The sequence below is a fragment of the Janthinobacterium sp. NKUCC06_STL genome (assembly GCF_019345455.1).
Classification (GTDB): domain Bacteria; phylum Pseudomonadota; class Gammaproteobacteria; order Burkholderiales; family Burkholderiaceae_D; genus Janthinobacterium; species Janthinobacterium rivuli.
In genome coordinates, this window is the sequence record NZ_JAHKQY010000001.1 from 1614575 (window position 1) to 1633326 (window position 18752).

At 64.7% G+C, this 18752-nt stretch carries 17 protein-coding genes; 13 read left to right on the forward strand and 4 right to left on the reverse strand.

Annotated features, from left to right (window positions below; all coding sequences use genetic code 11):
* Positions 1 to 93: 93 nt before the first annotated feature.
* The gene (locus KO539_RS07300; RefSeq protein ID WP_219308117.1) at positions 94 to 300 is read right to left on the reverse strand and encodes a hypothetical protein; all 207 of its coding nucleotides are present in this window, start codon (positions 298 to 300) and stop codon (positions 94 to 96) included.
* 265 nt (positions 301 to 565) lie between these two features.
* Between KO539_RS07300 and argH the strand changes: the two genes are divergently transcribed.
* Positions 566 to 1963, forward strand: coding sequence for an argininosuccinate lyase (gene argH, locus KO539_RS07305; protein ID WP_219308120.1), 1398 nt, complete (start codon positions 566 to 568; stop codon positions 1961 to 1963).
* A 58-nt stretch (positions 1964 to 2021) separates the two neighbouring features.
* Here the strand turns inward: argH and KO539_RS07310 are convergent, their stop codons facing one another.
* Together KO539_RS07310 and KO539_RS07315 are read right to left on the reverse strand one after the other, a co-directional pair.
* Positions 2022 to 2990: an IS1595 family transposase gene (locus KO539_RS07310; protein WP_219308122.1), complete on the reverse strand. Its 969-nt coding sequence runs from the start codon at positions 2988 to 2990 to the stop codon at positions 2022 to 2024.
* A 94-nt stretch (positions 2991 to 3084) separates the two neighbouring features.
* Positions 3085 to 3741, reverse strand: coding sequence for a hypothetical protein (locus KO539_RS07315; protein ID WP_035822266.1), 657 nt, complete (start codon positions 3739 to 3741; stop codon positions 3085 to 3087).
* 669 nt (positions 3742 to 4410) lie between these two features.
* Between KO539_RS07315 and KO539_RS07320 the strand changes: the two genes are divergently transcribed.
* The 12 genes from KO539_RS07320 to KO539_RS07375 all read left to right on the forward strand — a co-directional run bounded on the left by KO539_RS07320 (position 4411) and on the right by KO539_RS07375 (position 17112).
* Complete coding sequence (locus KO539_RS07320; RefSeq protein WP_219308124.1) at positions 4411 to 6942, forward strand: M4 family metallopeptidase; 2532 nt, start codon at positions 4411 to 4413, stop codon at positions 6940 to 6942.
* Positions 6943 to 7185: 243 nt separating this feature from the next.
* A complete protein-coding gene (locus KO539_RS07325) occupies positions 7186 to 8379 on the forward strand; it encodes a type II secretion system F family protein (protein WP_219308125.1) in 1194 nt (397 codons plus the stop codon).
* Between the two features lie 25 nt (positions 8380 to 8404).
* Complete coding sequence (locus KO539_RS07330; protein WP_219308127.1) at positions 8405 to 10102, forward strand: GspE/PulE family protein; 1698 nt, start codon at positions 8405 to 8407, stop codon at positions 10100 to 10102.
* Entirely contained in the window at positions 10089 to 10877 is a 789-nt protein-coding gene (locus tag KO539_RS07335) for a hypothetical protein (RefSeq protein WP_219308129.1), read from the forward strand. Before KO539_RS07330 ends, KO539_RS07335 begins: the two co-directional genes overlap by 14 nt.
* A complete protein-coding gene (locus KO539_RS07340; RefSeq protein WP_219308131.1) occupies positions 10868 to 11410 on the forward strand; it encodes a hypothetical protein in 543 nt (180 codons plus the stop codon). The genes KO539_RS07335 and KO539_RS07340 overlap by 10 nt, the downstream gene beginning before the upstream one ends.
* Positions 11398 to 12018: a type 4a pilus biogenesis protein PilO gene (gene pilO, locus KO539_RS07345; protein WP_219308133.1), complete on the forward strand. Its 621-nt coding sequence runs from the start codon at positions 11398 to 11400 to the stop codon at positions 12016 to 12018. The genes KO539_RS07340 and pilO overlap by 13 nt, the downstream gene beginning before the upstream one ends.
* Positions 12015 to 12551 (forward strand): hypothetical protein, encoded by a 537-nt coding sequence (locus tag KO539_RS07350; protein WP_219308135.1) that lies wholly within the window; start codon positions 12015 to 12017, stop codon positions 12549 to 12551. The genes pilO and KO539_RS07350 overlap by 4 nt, the downstream gene beginning before the upstream one ends.
* Positions 12552 to 12568: 17 nt before the next feature.
* Entirely contained in the window at positions 12569 to 14452 is a 1884-nt protein-coding gene (locus KO539_RS07355; RefSeq protein WP_219308138.1) for a secretin and TonB N-terminal domain-containing protein, read from the forward strand.
* An 8-nt stretch (positions 14453 to 14460) separates the two neighbouring features.
* Positions 14461 to 14931: a type II secretion system protein gene (locus tag KO539_RS07360; protein ID WP_374106348.1), complete on the forward strand. Its 471-nt coding sequence runs from the start codon at positions 14461 to 14463 to the stop codon at positions 14929 to 14931.
* A 5-nt stretch (positions 14932 to 14936) separates the two neighbouring features.
* Positions 14937 to 15320, forward strand: a complete 384-nt coding sequence (locus tag KO539_RS07365; protein WP_257626127.1) for a type IV pilin protein — start codon at positions 14937 to 14939, stop codon at positions 15318 to 15320.
* Positions 15307 to 15843 carry a type II secretion system protein gene (locus tag KO539_RS07370; protein ID WP_257626128.1) on the forward strand — a complete coding sequence of 179 codons (537 nt, stop codon included), beginning with the start codon at positions 15307 to 15309 and terminating at the stop codon, positions 15841 to 15843. Before KO539_RS07365 ends, KO539_RS07370 begins: the two co-directional genes overlap by 14 nt.
* Positions 15844 to 15888: 45 nt before the next feature.
* The gene (locus tag KO539_RS07375; RefSeq protein ID WP_219308142.1) at positions 15889 to 17112 is read left to right on the forward strand and encodes a Xaa-Pro peptidase family protein; all 1224 of its coding nucleotides are present in this window, start codon (positions 15889 to 15891) and stop codon (positions 17110 to 17112) included.
* Between the two features lie 40 nt (positions 17113 to 17152).
* On the opposite strand, the gene KO539_RS07380 is transcribed toward KO539_RS07375, so the two are convergent.
* The gene (locus KO539_RS07380; RefSeq protein ID WP_219308143.1) at positions 17153 to 18721 is read right to left on the reverse strand and encodes a methyl-accepting chemotaxis protein; all 1569 of its coding nucleotides are present in this window, start codon (positions 18719 to 18721) and stop codon (positions 17153 to 17155) included.
* Between the last annotated feature and the right edge of the window lie 31 nt (positions 18722 to 18752).

Below are 18752 nucleotides of genomic sequence, written 5' to 3' on the forward strand. Positions count from 1 at the left end.
CGTTCCGATTGCCGCTGATGCTGTACTGCTTGCTGCCGGTGCGATGTGGTGACTACGGATGCTGCTGATTCTGCCTCGATTGCACTGCCGCGCTTACAGGGCGGCTTTTTCTTCCGCGCTCAGGCGCTTGGCGCTGACGTACACGGTGTGCATGGTGACTTGCCCGGCGCTGGCGGTGATGGCGGCGATCGGTGCCGGCGCGGCGCGGAACTTCGGCACGGCGGCGGTGGCCAGGCTGGTGGCAGCGGCGATGGCGATGATGGCGACGAAGATGGCTTCCATGTTTTTAGCGATGTTCATGATGATGTCCTTTGAGTGGCGGGTTGTGTGCTGCGATGATTGAACTGTAGGCCGATCCCCCCTGAACCGCCATCGGATTGCGACCAAACGCACGATTCGCGGGACAGAATACAAACAGCCGGGATGGAACGTACAACGTACCCGCGCCGTGGCATTTGACGCTTGCCAGCCCCATTCCTGGCCATTTCAGCGCCCTGCAAGCCCCTAAAAGCCCTACCGCCGGCCAACCTTGTTTATAATCGCCCTACACTAAAGGACTTCTTTCATGACTGATCAATTCTCCAAAAAGGGCGAAGCCTGGTCGGCCCGGTTTTCCGAACCGGTCTCGGACCTCGTCAAGCGCTACACAGCTTCTGTATTTTTTGACAAGCGCCTGGCGCTGTTCGACATCGAAGGTTCGCTGGCCCATGCGGAAATGCTGCATGCGCAAGCCATCATCAGCCCGGCCGACTACGCGGAAATCCAGCGCGGCATGACGCAAATCTCGCAGGAAATCGCCGCCGGCCAGTTCGAATGGCTGTTGGACCTGGAAGACGTCCACCTGAATATTGAAAAACGCCTGACCGAACTGGTAGGCGATGCGGGCAAGCGCCTGCACACGGGCCGTTCGCGCAACGACCAGGTAGCGACCGATATCCGCCTGTACGTGCGTTCCGCCATCGACGACATCACCGCCCTGCTGGCGACGTTCCGCAGCGCGCTGACGGACCTGGCCGAGCAGCATGCCGACACCATCATGCCCGGCTTTACGCACATGCAGGTGGCCCAGCCGATCACCTTCGGCCACCACATGCTGGCGTATGTCGAAATGTTCGGCCGCGACGCCGAGCGCATGGCCGACTGCCGCAAGCGCGTCAACCGCCTGCCGCTGGGCGCCGCCGCCCTGGCCGGCACCACCTTCCCCATCGACCGCCTGCGCGTGGCAAAAACGCTGGGCTTTGACGACGTCTGCCACAACTCGCTTGACGCCGTCTCGGACCGCGATTTCGCCATCGAATTTTGCGCCGCCTCCGCCGTGCTGATGATGCACGTGTCGCGCATGGCCGAAGAACTGGTGATCTGGATGAGCCCACGCATCGGCTTCATCGACATCGCCGACCGCTTCTGCACCGGCTCGTCGATCATGCCGCAAAAGAAAAACCCGGACGTGCCGGAACTGGCGCGTGGCAAGACGGGCCGCGTCTACGGCCACCTGATTGGCCTGTTGACCCTGATGAAAGGCCAGCCGCTGGCCTACAACAAGGACAACCAGGAAGACAAGGAACCGCTGTTCGACACCGTCGACACCGTCATCGACACCCTGCGCATCTTCGCCGACATGGCTGGCGGCATCACGGTGAAACCGGAAGCGATGCGCGCGGCGGCCCTGCAGGGCTACGCCACGGCGACCGACCTGGCCGACTACCTGGTCAAAAAGGGCTTGCCGTTCCGCGACGCCCATGAAGCGGTGGCCCTGGCCGTGCGCGCCTGCGTCGACGCCGGCTGCGACCTGGCCGACCTGTCGCTGGAGCAGTTGCGCGCGTTTTCCCCGTTGACGGACGACGACGTGTTTGCCGTGCTGACCCTGGAAGGCTCCGTGGCCGCGCGCGACCACGTGGGCGGCACCGCGCCACGCCAGGTCCGCGCCGCGATCACCCGCGTGCGTACACAGCTGGAAAAATAAGCAGGGACTACTCTGCCTGACGCCCCGCTGCATCGCTGCAGCGGGGCGTTTTTCATGGCTATGTCACCGTCAGGTGTGGAAACGCTCCCAGCGTTGCCTTCAATAATGTTTCTGGCGAACGGATGCGCCCGGCATCTAGTATCCAGCGCCAGCCCAGGTAGTTCGGCAGGTAGCGCGTCGCGACGCCGTGAAAGGGACCCAGCCATTGCCGCAGTCGGCTGTGATAAGCGTTGACGTTCTGCACATGGGCGGCACCCTGCACGCGGATGCCGGCGCGCAAGTTAACGGCCTGATGACTGATGCCCGATTCTCGAGCGAAGGCCCGGTAGGCGGCATGGCCGTCGGTGACCAGCAAGATGTCCTTGTCGATGACGGGCAACAGGCAATGATGCAACTGCGCTTTCGTCAACGCGCCTTTACCCGTAACGAAATCGAGGGTTTGTCCTGTGCGGTCGCGCGCTACCAGGATGCAAACCTGTTCATTGGAAATGCCGCGCTTGTGGGCATGGCCACCCCGGCAGCGGGCCGGACGCGTCAGATGCCGCGATCCCTTTTCCGATTCCAGCACATACAATTCGGCCGCTTCGGCAATACCATGCAGGCGATGGGGACGGTCTGTCTTTGCCAGCGATAAAAAACGGTGACGCCAGCGGAACGTGGTGTTGCGGTGTACGCCCAGCTTTAACGCCGCCTTGCGCACGGAGTCGGATGCCAGAAGGCAATTGGCGTAGTCGAGCCACAACGATTTATGCCGCAATCGGGCCAGCGGCGTACCGGTGAGCGCATTGAAGGTGCGGCCGCATGGCACGCAACGATAACGCTGCAGTCCGTGTGCATGGCCGTGCCGGTGCGCATGATTGCTGTTGCAGGCGGGGCAGGCCAATCGCGTCTGGGCCACATTTTCCAGCAGCGCGACGGTCGCATCGTGTAGCGCGCTGCCATGTAGCAGGGCAATGCCTGCCTGTCGCTGGCGGCGGTTCAGTGCGGCGAACTGGGCAATGAAGGTTTTCCACTGGCTTGGCTGCATGGAAGGCTCCCGTTTGTCTGCGATGTACAGTCAGACAGCAGGGGCACAGGAAGATTCCTGGGACTTCCCCTATTTAGCGGGGACAGAGCCTTTCTCATTGCGCGACGATTTTCGACAGCACGGAAAAGGCGGCCCCCGTCTGCGACGCCTCCAGCAGCAAGGTTAGTTCCGTATAGGTGCAGATGATGTTGATCAGGTTGATGCGCTCCCAGGCCAGGCGTTTGAGGATGGCGTGATACACGCCCGGCGTATAGCAGGTTTCGGGCGCCAGGTGCAGGGTCACGGCCGTCACCCGCTCCAGGCGCGCCAGTTCCTGCTCGCCGCCAAAGACCTCGTCCACCAGCGCATGCAGCGAACGGCTGCAGATCACCATCACCTCGTTGACGCCGCGCGTGACGGTAATGAAAGTGCCGCGCTGGGGCGCGGCCAGCGCCAGCAACTGGCGCTGGCAGTCATAGGTCTGGTCGGAATAACGGTAGGTAAAAATCATCAATTCACTGCGCGTGGACAGTTCTCCCGCGCGGTGCGCCAGCACGATCTCGCCGCTTTTCTGCTGCGGCATCCGTTCGGCCAGACGGCGCAGCGCCATCACCACGGCGGCCTGCCCCACCGGTTTCCATAAGTCGCTCTGCAATTGCGGCTGCAGCTGGCGCGCCAGTTCCGACAGGTTCAGCAAGCCGCGGCCCAATCCCTCGCTGAGAAAGGCCGATTCCATCACGATCTGTTCCACTTTGGTCGCTATCGAAAGCATAGTTCGTCAGGCCGGTGATTCCGGTGCACGCACCAGGAGCCGGCAACCCTTCCTGAAAAAAGGATGCACTGCGCCAGCGGCCGCGCCGGGCGGCGCGGTCGGACTCACTGAAAAGCCCCCCTCGCGGGGGAAGAGCCGGCTGGCGGCGGCTAGGAAGGCGGATGCAGCATGAATGCCGCTCCAGAGGGGAAATGGCTGAAACCAACAGCAGAAAACAGAACTGACGTCATGTGAAACTCCCGATTTTTTTCCCGATGCGCTGTATCTGGACGCGGTCATTGCCGCGTGCGCTTTTTTTGTCGTCGCCTGGTCCACTGGGGACAATGCGAAGAGCTAGTGTAGATCGCAACATTTAGAAAATGCAACAGTGTTTTTCCAACAGAGCGCGCCATTAGGGGAAGTAGTCCAAAACAAAAGTTGCAGCTTGTGGTAGATCAAACTTTCCGATGATGCTGTGTCGATAAATGTTCAATTCTTAACAAAAATTCGCCTGGTGACCCATTTCTTGAATTTTTTGACATGGCGATCTCGACAAGTTTAGTGTCCCCCTACCCGGCGTCACGCCACCACAAAACGGCAGGCTATCCGCCTGTCAGGCACGCCGGGGTGGCCATCAGGCATCGCGGCCAGCTCATTCACCATTTCCTTAACCGATACCATGGAGCAGAAATGAATTTACGTTTGACGATAGTTGCCGCATCCATCGCCGCCCTGCCGCTGATGGCCACCACGGCGTACGCCGCCACGCCGCTGCCACAGACCCTGATGGCTGCCCCGGTGACCCTGGCCTCTCCACAAGAGAACGCCGGCCTGGTCAACAAGCTGGCCGCACAGGCACGCAGCCGCGGCTTGAATACCGAGCATGGCTTTGCCGTCGGCGCCCAGCATCCGGGCGTCAGCGGCACGCGCGTGAGCCGCGTGCAGCACACCTACAAGGGCTTGCCCGTTTTCGGTTCCGAGACGGTCGTGGTCAGCAACAGCGCCGGCGACATCGTCAGCGAATCCGTGTCGGACCGCGCTTCCGGCCTCGGTAGCGGCGGCGTCAATTCCGTCACCCGCAGCGCCACCACCGATATCGACACCACGCCGGCCGTCAGCGCCGCCGCCGCCATCGCCGCCGCCGTGAAAAGCATCGGCGTGCAGGCCGTCGACCACGTGCCGCCGCATGCGCAGCTGCTGATCTACCCCGTCATGAAAACCGTGCGCGTAGCCGGCGCCGAGAACAAGTCGGAAGCCGCGCTGAACGCCCTCGACGTGCAGGACGTGGTCGACCACTACGAGCTGGCCTACCTGGTACAAACGCGCATGATCAGCGGTAGCAAACCGGTCTACTACGACACCGTCGTCAGCGGCAGGGATGGCCGCATCCTGCGTCAATGGAAAGCCCTGAAAACCGTGGCCGGCATCGGCAACAGCCAGTACAACGGCCAGGTACCGCTCAACACCACGCTCACGGGCAGCACCTACACCATGAAGGACCAGAGCCGCGGCACGGGCGGCAGCTTCGGCGGCATGGCCATCACGAACGCCAACCACGGCACCACCTCGGGCAGCGTGTACAGCAGCACCAGCAACACCTGGGGCGACGGCCAGCAATACATCAACGGCGGCAGCACCACCAACGCCAACGGCCAGACGGCGGCCGTAAACGCGATGTGGGGCCTGATGAACACCTACGACACGCACAAGAACGTGCTGGGCTGGTCCAGCCTGGACGGCAACAACACGGCCACCCACATCGCCGCCCACGTCAACACGGCCTATGACAACGCCTATTACGACAGCAGCTGCAAGTGCATGTACATCGGCGACGGCGGCAGCTCGTTCAACAACCTCGGCTCCATTGACGTGATCGGCCACGAAATGGGCCACGGCATCACGGACGCCACCTCGGGCCTGATCTACTCGCAGGAATCGGGCGGCTTGAACGAATCGAGCTCGGACATCGCCGGTGAAATGGTGGAAGCGTATGCGCGCGCCGGCGGCACGGGCACGACCATCCCCAACACGGGCAACGATTGGATGACGGGCAAGGAAATCGCCAAGAATGGCCAGCCGCTGCGTTGGCTGTACAAGCCAAGCAAGGATGGCAGCAGCCCGAATGCGTGGAGCAGCACCATCAAGAACCTCGACGTCCACTACAGCAGCGGCCCGAACAACCGCATGTTCTACTTCCTGTCGCAAGGTTCGAACTCCACATCGAGCAGCGACTACTACAGCTCCTACCTGAACAAAAGCCCGCTGGCCATGACCGGTATCGGCAGCGACAAGGCTTACCGCATCTGGTTCAAGGCCGCCACCACCAAGTTCACCTCGTCGACCAACTACGCCGACGCGCGCAACAAGGTGCTGCAGGCAGCCGAGGAACTGTATGGCGTGGGCAGCGCCGAATCGATCGCCGTCAAGCGCGCGTATGCGGCCATCAACGTGGGCGCCGACGTCGATGAATCGACGACGGGCGGCGCGGTGACGATCACCAGCCAGCCAGCCAGCATCACCGTCGCACCGGGCGCCACCGCCTCGTTCGCCGTGGGCGCGGGCGGCGGCACGGCACCGTACACCTACAAGTGGTTCCGCAACGGCGCCGTGATCAGCGGCGCCACGTCGCCTGCCTACAGCTTCACGGCCGTGGCGGCCGACAGCGGCGCCGTGTTCAAGGCAACGGTGACGGATTCGTCCTCGCCTGCCGTGACGGCCACGTCGAACAACGCCACGCTGACGGTGGGTACGAGCAGCGCCACCGAGCGCGTGACGAACGGCGGATTCGAGTCCGGCGCCACGGGCTGGAGCGGCACCACGGGCGCCATCGGCACCTTCACGGGCCAAACCGCGTACGAAGGCACGAAGTACGCCTGGTTGGGCGGCAATGGCGCCACGGCCAGCGAATCGCTGACGCAAAGCGTGGCCATTCCGGCTGCCGCCACTTCGGCCAGCTTGAGCTTCGCACTGCATATCGACACGGCTGAAACGGGCAATACCGTGTACGACAAGCTGGTCGTCACCGTGAAGAACAGCGCCGGCACGGTGCTGGGCACCCTGGCCTCGTACTCGAACGTGAACAAGGCGGCCGGCTACCAGATCCGCACGTTTGACCTGATCGCCTACAAGGGCCAGACCGTGCAGATCTCGTTTGCCGCGACCGAGGACGCATCGCTGCAAACCTCGTTCGTGATCGACAAGGTCAGCCTGGTTACCCAGTAAGCGGCTGAACATGCGGGCAAGCCATCGATGCAAGGCTTGCCCGCACGGCACGATTGATTTCCTGGCAATTCCAGTCTACCCTGAGGCAGTGATTGCCTCTTGCCTGCTGCCGGTACCCGCGACGAATTGAACTTTTTTTGGATGGTTCCTGACCGATGCCTACTTCGACCTTGTCCGCACGCGCTTTCCCCCATTCCAGCCTGTCTATTTTTACGCCCGCCGCCATGCTCGCCTGACGCGATCATGCAGTTCCACCTCCAGGTGCAGGGCCCCGCAGGCAGTCAGGCGCTGGCCATCGACGCCGCCAGCGAGGCCGAGGCGATCCGCGCGGCCGTGCGCGGCGGCTGGCGCGTGCTGGCCGTCGACGCCGGCGCCGCGCCGGACGCGGGCGCCGCGCCGCGTCCGGGCAAACAGGGCCTGCCCCTGCTGCAATTCAGCCAGGAGCTGCTGGCCCTGCTCGAAGCGGGCCTGAACCTGGGCGAGGCCATGGCCACCCTGCACAACAAGGAAACGCGCGCAGGCGCCAGGGCCACGCTGGCCGCCATCGTGCTCACCCTGCAGCAAGGGCAAAGCTTCTCCGACACCCTGGCCGATTTTCCCGACATCTTCCCCGACATTTACATCGCCACCGTGCATGCGGCCGAACGCTCGGGCAACCTGCCCGAGGCGCTGGCCCGCTTCGTCGGCTACCAGCTGCAGTTCGACGCCATCCGCAAAAAACTCATTTCCGCCGCCATCTACCCGTGCATGCTGCTCGTCGTGGGCGGCCTGGTGACGCTGTTCCTGCTCGGCTACGTGGTGCCGAAGTTCAGCGTCGTCTACGAAAGTTCGGGCCGCGAGATTCCGTGGATGTCGCAAATGCTGCTGGGCTTTGGCCAGACCCTGGCCGCGCATCCGCTGCTGTGCGCCAGCGCGCTGGCCGCCGTGGTGGCCGCCGTGGTGTTCGGTATTGCCAACCGCACCATGCGCATGGCGCTGGTGCTGCGCCTCTTGCGCCTGCCCGTGCTGGCGGAGAAGGCGGCGGAATTTCGCCTGGCGCGCTTCTACCGTGCCCTCAGCCTGCTGCTGCACGCCGGCATCCCGCTGCACAAGGCGCTGGCCATGGTCGCGCCCATGCTGCTGCCGGCGCAGCAGGAGCAGCTGGCGCAGGCGCGCCGCGCGGTGCAGGAAGGCATGCCGTTTTCCACCGCGCTGGAACAGGCCGGCATGGCCACGCCGGTGGCGCAATCGCTGCTGAAAGTGGGCGAGAACACGGGACGCCTGGGCGACATGCTGGAACGCTCGGCCAAGTTCCACGACGAGGAATTCGCCCGCTGGGTGGACTGGGCGTCGCGCCTGCTCGAACCGCTCTTGATGACCATCATCGGTGTCGTCATCGGTGGCGTGGTGGTGCTGATGTACATGCCGATCTTTGAACTGGCGGGGAGCTTATCGTGACGGTTTTTACCATGTGGTGCCTGCCATGAACGCACGCGACGAAGAACGGGCCGTGCTCGATGCCGCCATGCTGCGCCGGGCCCACGCCAGCGCGCTGGCGCAAGGCCGCCCGCAAATGGCCGTGCTGCAGGAAACGGCAGCCCTGCCGCCCGAAGTCTTCTTGCGCCAGCTGGCCGCCCTGTTCCGCTACCCGGCCTGGACGATGGCCGAGCTGCAGGCGGCCTTGCCCGCCTTTGCCCTGCTGCCCTACACGGATTGCGCCCAGCGCGACTGCGTGCTGCTGCAACCTGGCGTTCCCGGCGCGCCGCCCGTGCTCGTCATCGGCAACCCGTTTGCCGAAGACTTGCTGCAGTGGGCGGACTTCGCCCTGTCCACGCCCTTCACGGTGGCGCTGGCGCACCCGGACGACCTGGCCGCCTATCTGCTGCAGCAGGAAAGCGTGCAGCAGGCGATGCAGGAAATGCAGCATGGCGATGATGTACCGGGCCTCGACCAGAGCATCGAAGACATCTCGCTCATTCGCATCAGCGAAGACAGCAGCCCGGTGGTCAAACTGGTGAACTCCACCATCTACGACGCCCTGAAATTCCAGGCCAGCGACATCCACCTCGAATGCGACGTGGCCAGCCTGGTCATCAAATACCGCGTCGACGGCGTGCTGGTGCAGGCGGGCCAGGTGCAGGGACTGGCGATGGCCGAACAGATCATCTCGCGCATCAAGGTCATGGCCGATCTCGACATCGCCGAGCGCCGTATCCCGCAGGATGGCCGCTTCAAGGTGCGCGTGAAAGGGGCGGAGATCGATTTCCGCGTTTCCATCATGCCCAATATCTTTGGCGAAGACGCCGTGCTGCGCCTGCTGGACCGGCGCGCGCTGACGGAGGCGGCGCAGGCGCTGCGCCTGGAAAGCCTGGGCCTGAACGAGGACGCCATCGAGCAGATCCGACGCCTGGCCGCCAAGCCGCACGGCATGCTGCTGGTGACGGGGCCCACGGGTTCCGGCAAGACCACCACCCTGTACGCGGCCATCACGGAAATCAATACGGGGCGCGACAAGATCGTCACCATCGAAGACCCTGTCGAATACCGCTTGCCGCGCGTGCTGCAGATCCCCGTCAACGAAAAAAAGGGACTGACCTTCGCGCGCGGCCTGCGCTCCATCCTGCGCCACGATCCCGACAAGATCATGATCGGCGAAATCCGCGATGACGAAACGGCGCAGATCGCCGTGCAGGCCGCGCTCACGGGTCACCTGGTGTTTACCACCGTGCACGCGAATAACGTCTTCGACGTGGTGGGACGCTTCCTGCACATGGGCGTCGACGCCTACAGCTTTGCGGCGGCCCTGAACGGCATCGTGGCGCAGCGCCTGCTGCGCCTCAATTGCGCCCATTGCGCCATCGACGCCAGCGCCGAGGTGCTGGCCGATGCGCAGCAGCTGCGCGACAGCGGCCTGGCCCTGCACCAGGTGCAGGACTGGCAATTCATGGCCGGCAAGGGCTGCGGCCATTGCCGCGGCACCGGCTACAAGGGCCGCAAGGCCGTCGCCGAAGTGCTGATGCTCAGCGACGCGATGCGCGAAATGATCTGCACGCGCGCGCCCCTGAGCCAGATGAAGGAAGAAGCGGCGCGCAACGGCTTTCGCCTGGCGCGCGAAGCGGGCCTGGACCTGGTGCGGCGCGGCGAAACCACTTTAGCGGAGCTCAATCGTGTCACTTATTGAACGCCTTACCCGCGCCACCGTCTGCCTGCACCTGGCGCCGCACGAATTGCACGGCGTGCTGCGCCGCGCCGGCCGTCCCGTGGCGGACAGCACCTTCCACCTGCCCATTGCGAACCCCGACGCCAGTTGGGAAGTGGCGCTGGCCGCCCTGCGCGGCTGGCTCGAACAGGATGGCGGCAAAAAACTGCCGCTGGCCGTCAGCCTGGCCAGCCGCTGGTGCGCCATGCTGATGGTGCCGTGGAGCGGCGCCCTGCTCGATGCGGCCAGCGCGCAGCGCTTCCTGCACAGCCAGTTCGCCGCCGTCTACGGCGATGGCGCGCGCGCCTGGCGCCTGACCGCCGACGATGCGCCCTATGGCAAGCCGCGCCTGGCCTGCGGCATCGATGCGGCCCTGCTGCAAGGCGTACAGGAGGCGGCGACCGCGCATGGCCGGCGCTGCCTGTCCATTGAACCCATCGTCGGACCGGCCTGGCGCAGCATCGCCGGCGGCAAACCGGCCGCCTTCGCCCTGGTGGAAGCGGGACGACTGCTGCTGGCAACGACGGGCGGCGGGCGCATCACGGCCCTGCACAGCCAGTCTTGCGACGCCGCCTGGGGCGATGAACTGGACCGCGCGTGGCGGCGCTGGAACTTGCGCGCGCCACAACTGGACACCATCGAACAGGTGGCGCTGCTCGACCTGAGCGGCGTGCCGCAGGCGAACGTGCCGGAGCGCTTCGTGCCCATCGCCGTGGCCAGCGGCGCCCACCTGATGCGGGAGGCCGCATGGGCCTGAGCCGCCTGGAATTTTTGCCACCCGGCGCGGTGCAGACCTTCAAGGGCTGGCGCCTGGTCCTGTGCCTGGCGGGCGGCTTGATGCTGCTGCCGGCCGCCGGATATTGGCTGGTGCAGGCGCAGGAAACGCGGCGCCTGGAAACGCAACTGGCGCAGCTGCAGCCAGCGCGTCCCGTGCGCGCGCCCCTGTCGGCGAGCCAGCAACGCGAACGCGACCTCGAACTGAAACAGGTGGCCGCCGCCGTGCGCCAGCTCAATCTGCCCGTCACGCGCCTGGTCAAGACGGTGCAGGCGCCGCGCGACGTGCGCGTGGCCTTGCTGGGACTGGACCTGAACGCGCAGCAGGGACAGGATGGCGCCAGCGTCCTGAAAATCGCCGCCGAAGCGGAGACGCCGCAGGACATGCTCAACTACCTGGCCTTCCTGAACCAGCAGCCCATGTTCAGTTCCGTGTACTTGCTCAAACATGAGATGAATGCGAACGCCCCCGAACACCCTTACCGTTTTCAGCTGGAGGCACAATGGCGGCAATAAAACCCGTATTCAAAGCCGGCACACCGGTGGCCCGTCCACGCCTGCAGCTGCGCATGCCGCCGCGCCTGGCGTGGGAAGCGCAGCGGCTGGGGCGCACCCTGGGCTGGCCCAGCGCGCTCGGTGCAGCCTGCCTGGCGCTGGCCGCTTTCGCCATGCAGCAGGGCGATGCGCTGGCCGAACGCCAGCAGCAACTGGCGGCGCACCTGGCCACGGCTGCCAGACAATCGGCACTGCCGCAGCCAGCAATCACGCTCGACGCGGATGCCGACAGCCTGGCCGCCTTTCACGCCTACCTGCCCGCACATGACAGCATTCCCGACCAGTTGAAAGCTTTGCTGGACGTGGCGCAAAAGAGCGGCGTCACCCTGGCCAAGGCCGACTACAAGCCGCAGGAAGACGGCAACACGGCCTTCCTGCGCTACCAGATCACCCTGCCCGTGAAAGCCGAATACGCGCAGCTGCAAACCTTTATCGTCGATGCCCTGCAGGCGCTGCCCACCCTGACCCTGGACTCCGTGCTCTTCAAGCGCGAGCAAATCGAGGCGGGCGAGATCGACGCGCGCATCCAGTTCATCCTGCTGGTGAAAAAAGCGGAGGCGCGCAGATGAAAAAAGCCGTACTGGGAGGCGCCGCCGTGGCGACCTTGCTGGCCGCCCTCTTCGCGCCCGAGGATGAAGGCAGCATCGTGGGACCGGCCACGGCCACCACGCGCCAGGTGGAGCGGGTGGCGGTCGCGCCGCTCGCCGCAGCCACCATTCCGCCAACCCATCGCGCGCTGGCCATCGAACCGCGCCGGGCGCTGGAAGACGAGGAAGCGGCCACCCTGTTCGCCAAGCAAAGCTGGCAGCCAGAGACGCCGAAAAAGATCATGCTCGACCAGCAGGCAGCCCAGGCCGCGCTGCCCGCTGCCCGCGTGGATGCGAACGCGCCGCCACCGCTGCCCTTTCAATTTCTGGGCCGCTTTGTCGACGAAGGCAAGGCGGCCTACTTCCTGCAGGCGGGCGAACGCAATGTCGTGGCGCGCCCAGGCGACACGCTCGAAGAGCGCTACCGCTTCGACGGCGTGGTGCAGGGCGCCCTGCAATTTACCTATCTGCCGCTCAACCTGAAACAGACACTCGCCGTAGGGGACCTCAATTGAAACGATGCGCCGCACGTATGTCTCGTAATCTCATCGCCCTGCTGCCGGTGCTGTCCCTGCTGGCCGCCTGCGCCGGCAACCAGGCCTACAACGATGCCCAGGCCATGCTGGGCGCGGGCCGCACGGAACAGGGCCTGGCCCTGCTGGAACAGGCGGCGCAAGCCGAGCCGACCAACGCCAAGTACCGCATCGCCGTCACGAATGGCAGGATGCGCGCGCTGAACAAGCTGAATGGCACTGCGGAAGCGCTGCGCCAGCAGGGCAAGCTGCCCGAAGCGCAAGCGCTGTACCAGCAGGCCTTGGCGCTGGACGCCAGCAACGACGTGGCGCAGCGGGGCCTTGCCGGCGTGGCGCAGGATGAACGGCACCGCAAGCTGGTGCAGGAAGCGCAGGCCAGCTACCAGCGCGGCGGCGAAGCGAATATCGCACAGGCGCAGGAAGCCTTGCGCCAGGTGCTGCAGGAGCGCCCCGCGCAGCGCGAGGCCCTGGCCCTGAAAAGCCGCATCGGCGAGGCGCAATCCAAAAGCCTGCCGGCCGGCGGCAAGCTGGCGGCCGCCTACCGCAAACCCGTGACCCTCGAATTTCGCGACGCGCCGCTGCGTTCCGTGTTCGACTTCATCAGCAAGGTCTCTGGCCTGAACTTCGTCTTCGACAAGGAAGTCGATCCCGCGCTGCGCGCCACGATCTCCGTGCGCGACACCAGCATCGAAGAAGCGATCGCCATGCTGCTGGGCGCCAACCAGCTGGAGCAAAGCGTCACTAGCGACAAGTCGATCACAATCTACCCGAACACGCCGCAAAAGGTGAAGGATTACCAGCAGCTGGTGGTGCGCACCTTCTTTCTGGCCAATGCCGACGTCAAGACGGTGGCGTTTTCCATCAAGACACTGCTCAAGGCCAAGGACGTCGTCACGGATGAACGCCTGGGCATCATCATGCTGCGCGATACGCCGGAAATGGTGCGCATGGCTGAGCGCATCATCAACGTGCAAGACCTGGCCGACCCGGAAGTGATGCTGGAAGTCGAGGTGCTGGAAGTCAAGCGCACGCGCCTGATGGAGCTGGGCGTGCGCTGGCCGGACCAGGCCAGCCTGACACTGGCCGGTGCTGCAGGTATCACGGGAGGTCTGGGTGGCCTGAAAGTGGCGGACCTGCACCGCATCAATGGCGACAATATCAACCTGGGCATCGGCGGCGTCACCCTGAACGCCAACAAGACGGACAGCGACAGCAATATCCTGGCCAATCCGCGCATCCGCGTGCGCAACAAGGAAAAAGCCAAGATCCTCATCGGCGACCGCGTGCCCGTCATCACCGTCACGACGAATAACGGCGTCAGTTCCGACAGCGTCAACTACATCGACGTGGGCCTGAAACTCGACGTGGAACCGAACGTCTACCTGGACGACGAAGTGGCCATCAAGATCAACCTGGAAGTGTCGAACGTCGTCAAGGAAGTCATCAGCAAGACGGGCACGCAGGCTTACCAGATCGGCACGCGCAGCGCCTCGACGGTCCTGCGCCTGAAGGATGGCGAGACGCAGGTGCTGGCTGGCCTGATCAGCGACGAAGACCGGGGCACGGCCAACAAGGTACCGGGCGTGGGCGAACTGCCCGTGCTGAACCGCCTGTTCGGCAGCCAGAAGGACGACGCCATGCGCAGCGAGATCGTGCTGTCGATCACGCCGCGCCTGCTGCGCAGCATCCGCCGCCCGGACCTGACGACGGCCGAATTCAACTCGGGCACCGATGCCTCCGTGGGCGGCCGCGCCAGCGTGGGCGGTTCTCCCGAGGTGATCGCCGCGCCGGAGCAAGCCGCGCCGCGCAGCGGCTCGCCCATGACGGGCGGCGACGAGGCTCCGGCCGCCGGCGACAAGGCCACGGTCAAGGGTGGCCAGTGAGGTGGCAAGTGAAAGAGCGGGGCTTTACCTTCATCGAGCTGATGATCACCCTGGCCATCATGGCGACCCTGGCCACGGTGGCCGTGCCGATGGCGCAGGTGGCATTGCAACGGTCCAAGGAACAGCAATTGCGCAGCGCCCTGATCGAGATGCGCGAAGCGATCGACGCCTACAAGCGCGCCTCGGACAATGGCCGCATCAAGCTGTCGCTGGGCGCATCCGGCTATCCGAAAAAACTCGAGGAACTGGTCGAGGGCGTGCCCGACCAGCGCAGCCCGTCCAAACAGAACATCTATTTCCTTCGCCGCCTGCCGCGCGACCCGTTCCAGCCCAGGGAAGAAGGCAGCGCCGCCGACAGCTGGAGCAAGCGCGCCTATGCCTCGCCGCCCGACAATCCCAGCGAAGGCGAAGACGTGTTCGACGTCGCCTCGCGCTCGACCAAGGTGGGCCTGAACGGCGTGCCGCTCAATCAATGGTGAACCCGATGCCAGCCTCTTCTCCTCGCCGCGGCTTTACCCTGGTCGAACTGCTGGTGGTGCTGGCGATCATCTCGCTGCTGCTGACGATCGCCATTCCCCGCTATTTCGGCTCGGTGGAAAAGTCGAAGGAAGTCGCCCTGAAGGAAAACCTGCAAGTGCTCAGGAGCGGCCTGGACAAATACTATGCCGACAAGGGCGAGTATCCGGCCGCGCTGGCCGACCTGGTGACCCACCATTACTTCCGCAGCGTGCCGCTGGACCCCGTCACGGAGTCCGCCGCCACCTGGCAGCTGATCCCTTCGCCGAATGGCGAGATCGGCGGCGTGGCCGACGTGCGCAGCGGCGCCAAGGGCAAGACGCGCGAGGGCATCCCCTTTGAGCAGCTCTGATTTTCGACGCCGCGCCCAAGGCTTCGCATATATCTGGACCCTGATGCTGGTGGCCTTCATGGGTGTGGGCCTGGTGCTGGCCAGCGAATTGCATGCCACGGCCGCGCGGCGCGAGAAAGAGCGCGAGCTGCTGTTCATCGGCCATGAATTTCGCAATGCGCTGGGCCGCTACTACGACAGCACGCCGGGCGACGGGCGCCCCCGCTATCCCCTGACCCTGCAGGAACTGCTGCGCGACCCGCGCTTTGCCAACGCCCGGCGGCACTTGCGCCGCCTGTATGCGGATCCCGTCACGGGCAAGGCGGAGTGGGGTCTGCTGCGGCAGGAGGGACGCATCGTCGGCATCCATTCGCTGTCGCCGCAGCTGCCCATCAAGCAGGATAATTTTCTCGATGAAGACGCCAGCCTGCGCCGCAAGCAGCGCTACGCGGACTGGCAATTTACCTATCCGCACGACCTGGTGCTCGCGCCGCCCGATGCGGCCGGCGGCGCGCCGGGACTCAAGCCGAAAGGCGCGAACTGATATCATGCCCGCATTCCATATTCAGCATCGAACAAAGGAGCAGGCATGAGCATAGGTGGCACTTCCATCGAACAGGCATTGGCATCGCTGTCGGACATGACGGGCGGCATGGTCGCCATCGGCAAGGACGAACATGCACAACGCATCGCCAAGGCGCAAGCGTTCATGCGCAAACAGGGCATCGCCGCGATCTACCTGAATGCGGGTGCCAACCTCACCTATTTCACGGGTACCAAATGGTATGCCAGCGAACGCATGGTGGGCGCCATCCTGCCGGCCAGCGGAGAGATTGAATACATCGCCCCCGCCTTCGAGGAAAGCACCTTGCAAGGCTTCATGCTCATCGAAGGCAAGGTCAATTGCTGGGAAGAGCATGAAAGCCCGTACCAGCTGTTCGTCAACGTGCTGGCGCGCATGGGGATAGCCCAGGATGCGGCTGCACCGCCGCGCGTGGGCATCTGCGAAAGCGCCGCCTTCTTCATCTACGACGGCATCAAGCCGCTGGCCCCTGGCTACGCGCTGGAAAACGCGCGCGCCGTCACCGCGTACTGCCGCAGCCGCAAGTCGCAGGCGGAAATCGCCCTGATGCAGCGCGTGATGGACATGACCCTGGCCGTGCATGTGGCCACGGCCAGCATGCTGGTCGAAGGCATCACGACGGTGGAAGTGGAAGAATTCATCCAGCGCGCACACCGCAAGGTGGGGGCACCCCGTTCGTATTTCTGCATCGTGCTGTTCGGCGAAGCGACCGCGTATCCGCATGGCGTCAATTACGTGCAAACCCTGAAGGCGGGCGACACGGTGCTGATCGACACGGGTTGCCAGGTGATGAACTACATCTCCGACATCACGCGCACCTATGTGTTTGGCGACATCAGCGAGCGCCAGCGCAGCGTGTGGAACAGCGAAAAGGCCGCGCAAGCCGCCGCGTTTTCCGCCGCCCGGCTGGGCGTGCCCTGCGGCGACGTCGACCGTGCCGCGCGCGTCTCGCTGGAAGCCGACGGCTTTGGCCCCGGCTACAAATTACCAGGCCTGCCGCACCGCACGGGCCACGGCATCGGTCTCGATATCCACGAGTGGCCTTACCTGGTGGGCAATGACACGACGCCGCTCGACGTGGGCATGTGCTTCTCGAACGAGCCGATGATCTGCATCCCCGGCGAATTCGGCATCCGCCACGAAGACCATTTCTACATGACGGAAAACGGTCCGCGCTGGTTCACGCAGCCGGCGCACAGCATCGACGATCCGTTCGGGCTGCGGGCGTAGCGTGACGCCCTTGTGTTGGATTACGCTGCGCTAATCCAAGCTACGTCTTCGTCAACGCCAACCGCCGTGGTACGGGCATGCTGGATAAACCACCCTGCGCCAGCTTGAACACGGCCAGCGCCGTGCCCAGTTGCACGGCCTGTTCCTGCAACGATTCCGCGGCCGCCGACGCTTCTTCCACCAGCGCGGAATTTTGCTGCGTCATCTGGTCCATGCTGCCGATGGCCACGCCGATATCGCCGATGCCGGCGCTTTGCGCCTGGCTCGCGGCGCTGATCTCGGCCATGATATCGGCTACCTTTTTCACGGAGTCGACGATCTGGCCCATGGTCAGACCCGCCTCGTCAACCAGCTTCGAGCCGACATTCACCTTGGCCACCGAGTCGCCGATCAATTGCTTGATCTCGCGCGCCGCAGCCGCGCTGCGCTGCGCCAGGTTGCGCACTTCGGACGCTACCACGGCAAAGCCCCGTCCCTGTTCACCCGCGCGCGCCGCTTCCACGGCCGCATTCAAGGCCAGGATATTCGTCTGGAAGGCGATGCCGTCGATGACGCCGATGATGTCGACGATGCGTTTGGAGGAGTCGTTGATCTCGCCCATGGTGGTGACCACCTGACTGACCACTTGCCCGCCTTTGACTGCCACCGACGATGCCGACACCACCAGTTCGTGCGCCTGGCCCGCGTTGGCGGCGTTGTCGCGCACGGTGGAAGTCAGGCTGTCCATGCTGCGCGCCGTCTGATCCAGGCTGCCCGCCTGCGATTCCGTGCGTGCGGCCAGGTCCGCATTGCCCTGCGCGATTTCGGCGCTGGCCACCTGGATGGTTTCAGCCGACGCCTTGATTCCGGACACCATGCCGGCCAGCCGGCCGCGCATCTCTTTCAATGCCGCCAGCAGGCTGGCCTGGTCGCCCGCCTCGGTGGCGATCTCCATCGAGAGGTCGCCATCGGCCACGGCGCGCGCGATCTGGCGCGCGTATTCGGGCTCGCCACCGAGCTGCTGCCAGATAGCGCGCACGACGAAATGCGACACGGCCACCAGGCAGACGATGACGGCCAGCGCCACGGCGATGCTGGTATTGAGCGCATTGCGCACATTCGCCGCGCTGCGTTCGATGCCCTGCTTGAATTGTAATTGCGCCTGTTCGTTGGTCTTGGCCAGGTCCGTGTTGAGCACCGCCAGCGCGCCCTGCATGCGCGCCACGGTCGCTTGCGGGTCGCCCTCTTCCATTTCCAGCATGATGCGCGCCGCGCTCAGGGCCGGCGCATAGTAGGCATCGAATTCCCTGGCCAGCCGCTGGCCCTGCTCGCGCTGGCCGGGGATCGCCGCAAAGGCGGCCAGTTTTTCGCGCAGCTTGACAGCTTGGCCGCCGACCTGGCCGATGCGCTCCTTGTCGCCTTCGCTGACCGCGTCGCGCAGGGCGTCGCCGACGGCGGCCACGTCCAGGGTCAGCGACTTGGCCATGTCGAGCACGGGATAGTCGGCGCTTTCAGTGGCGTGGATGGAATTGAGCGTGGCCGTGGACAGATAGGCGCTGACGGCCAGGCCCAGTCCGAAAATCACGGCCGAGACGACAGGCAGCGCCCATATCTTGCGTTTGATGCTCATTGCTGTCTCCTGATGTATGTGTACCGGGCCG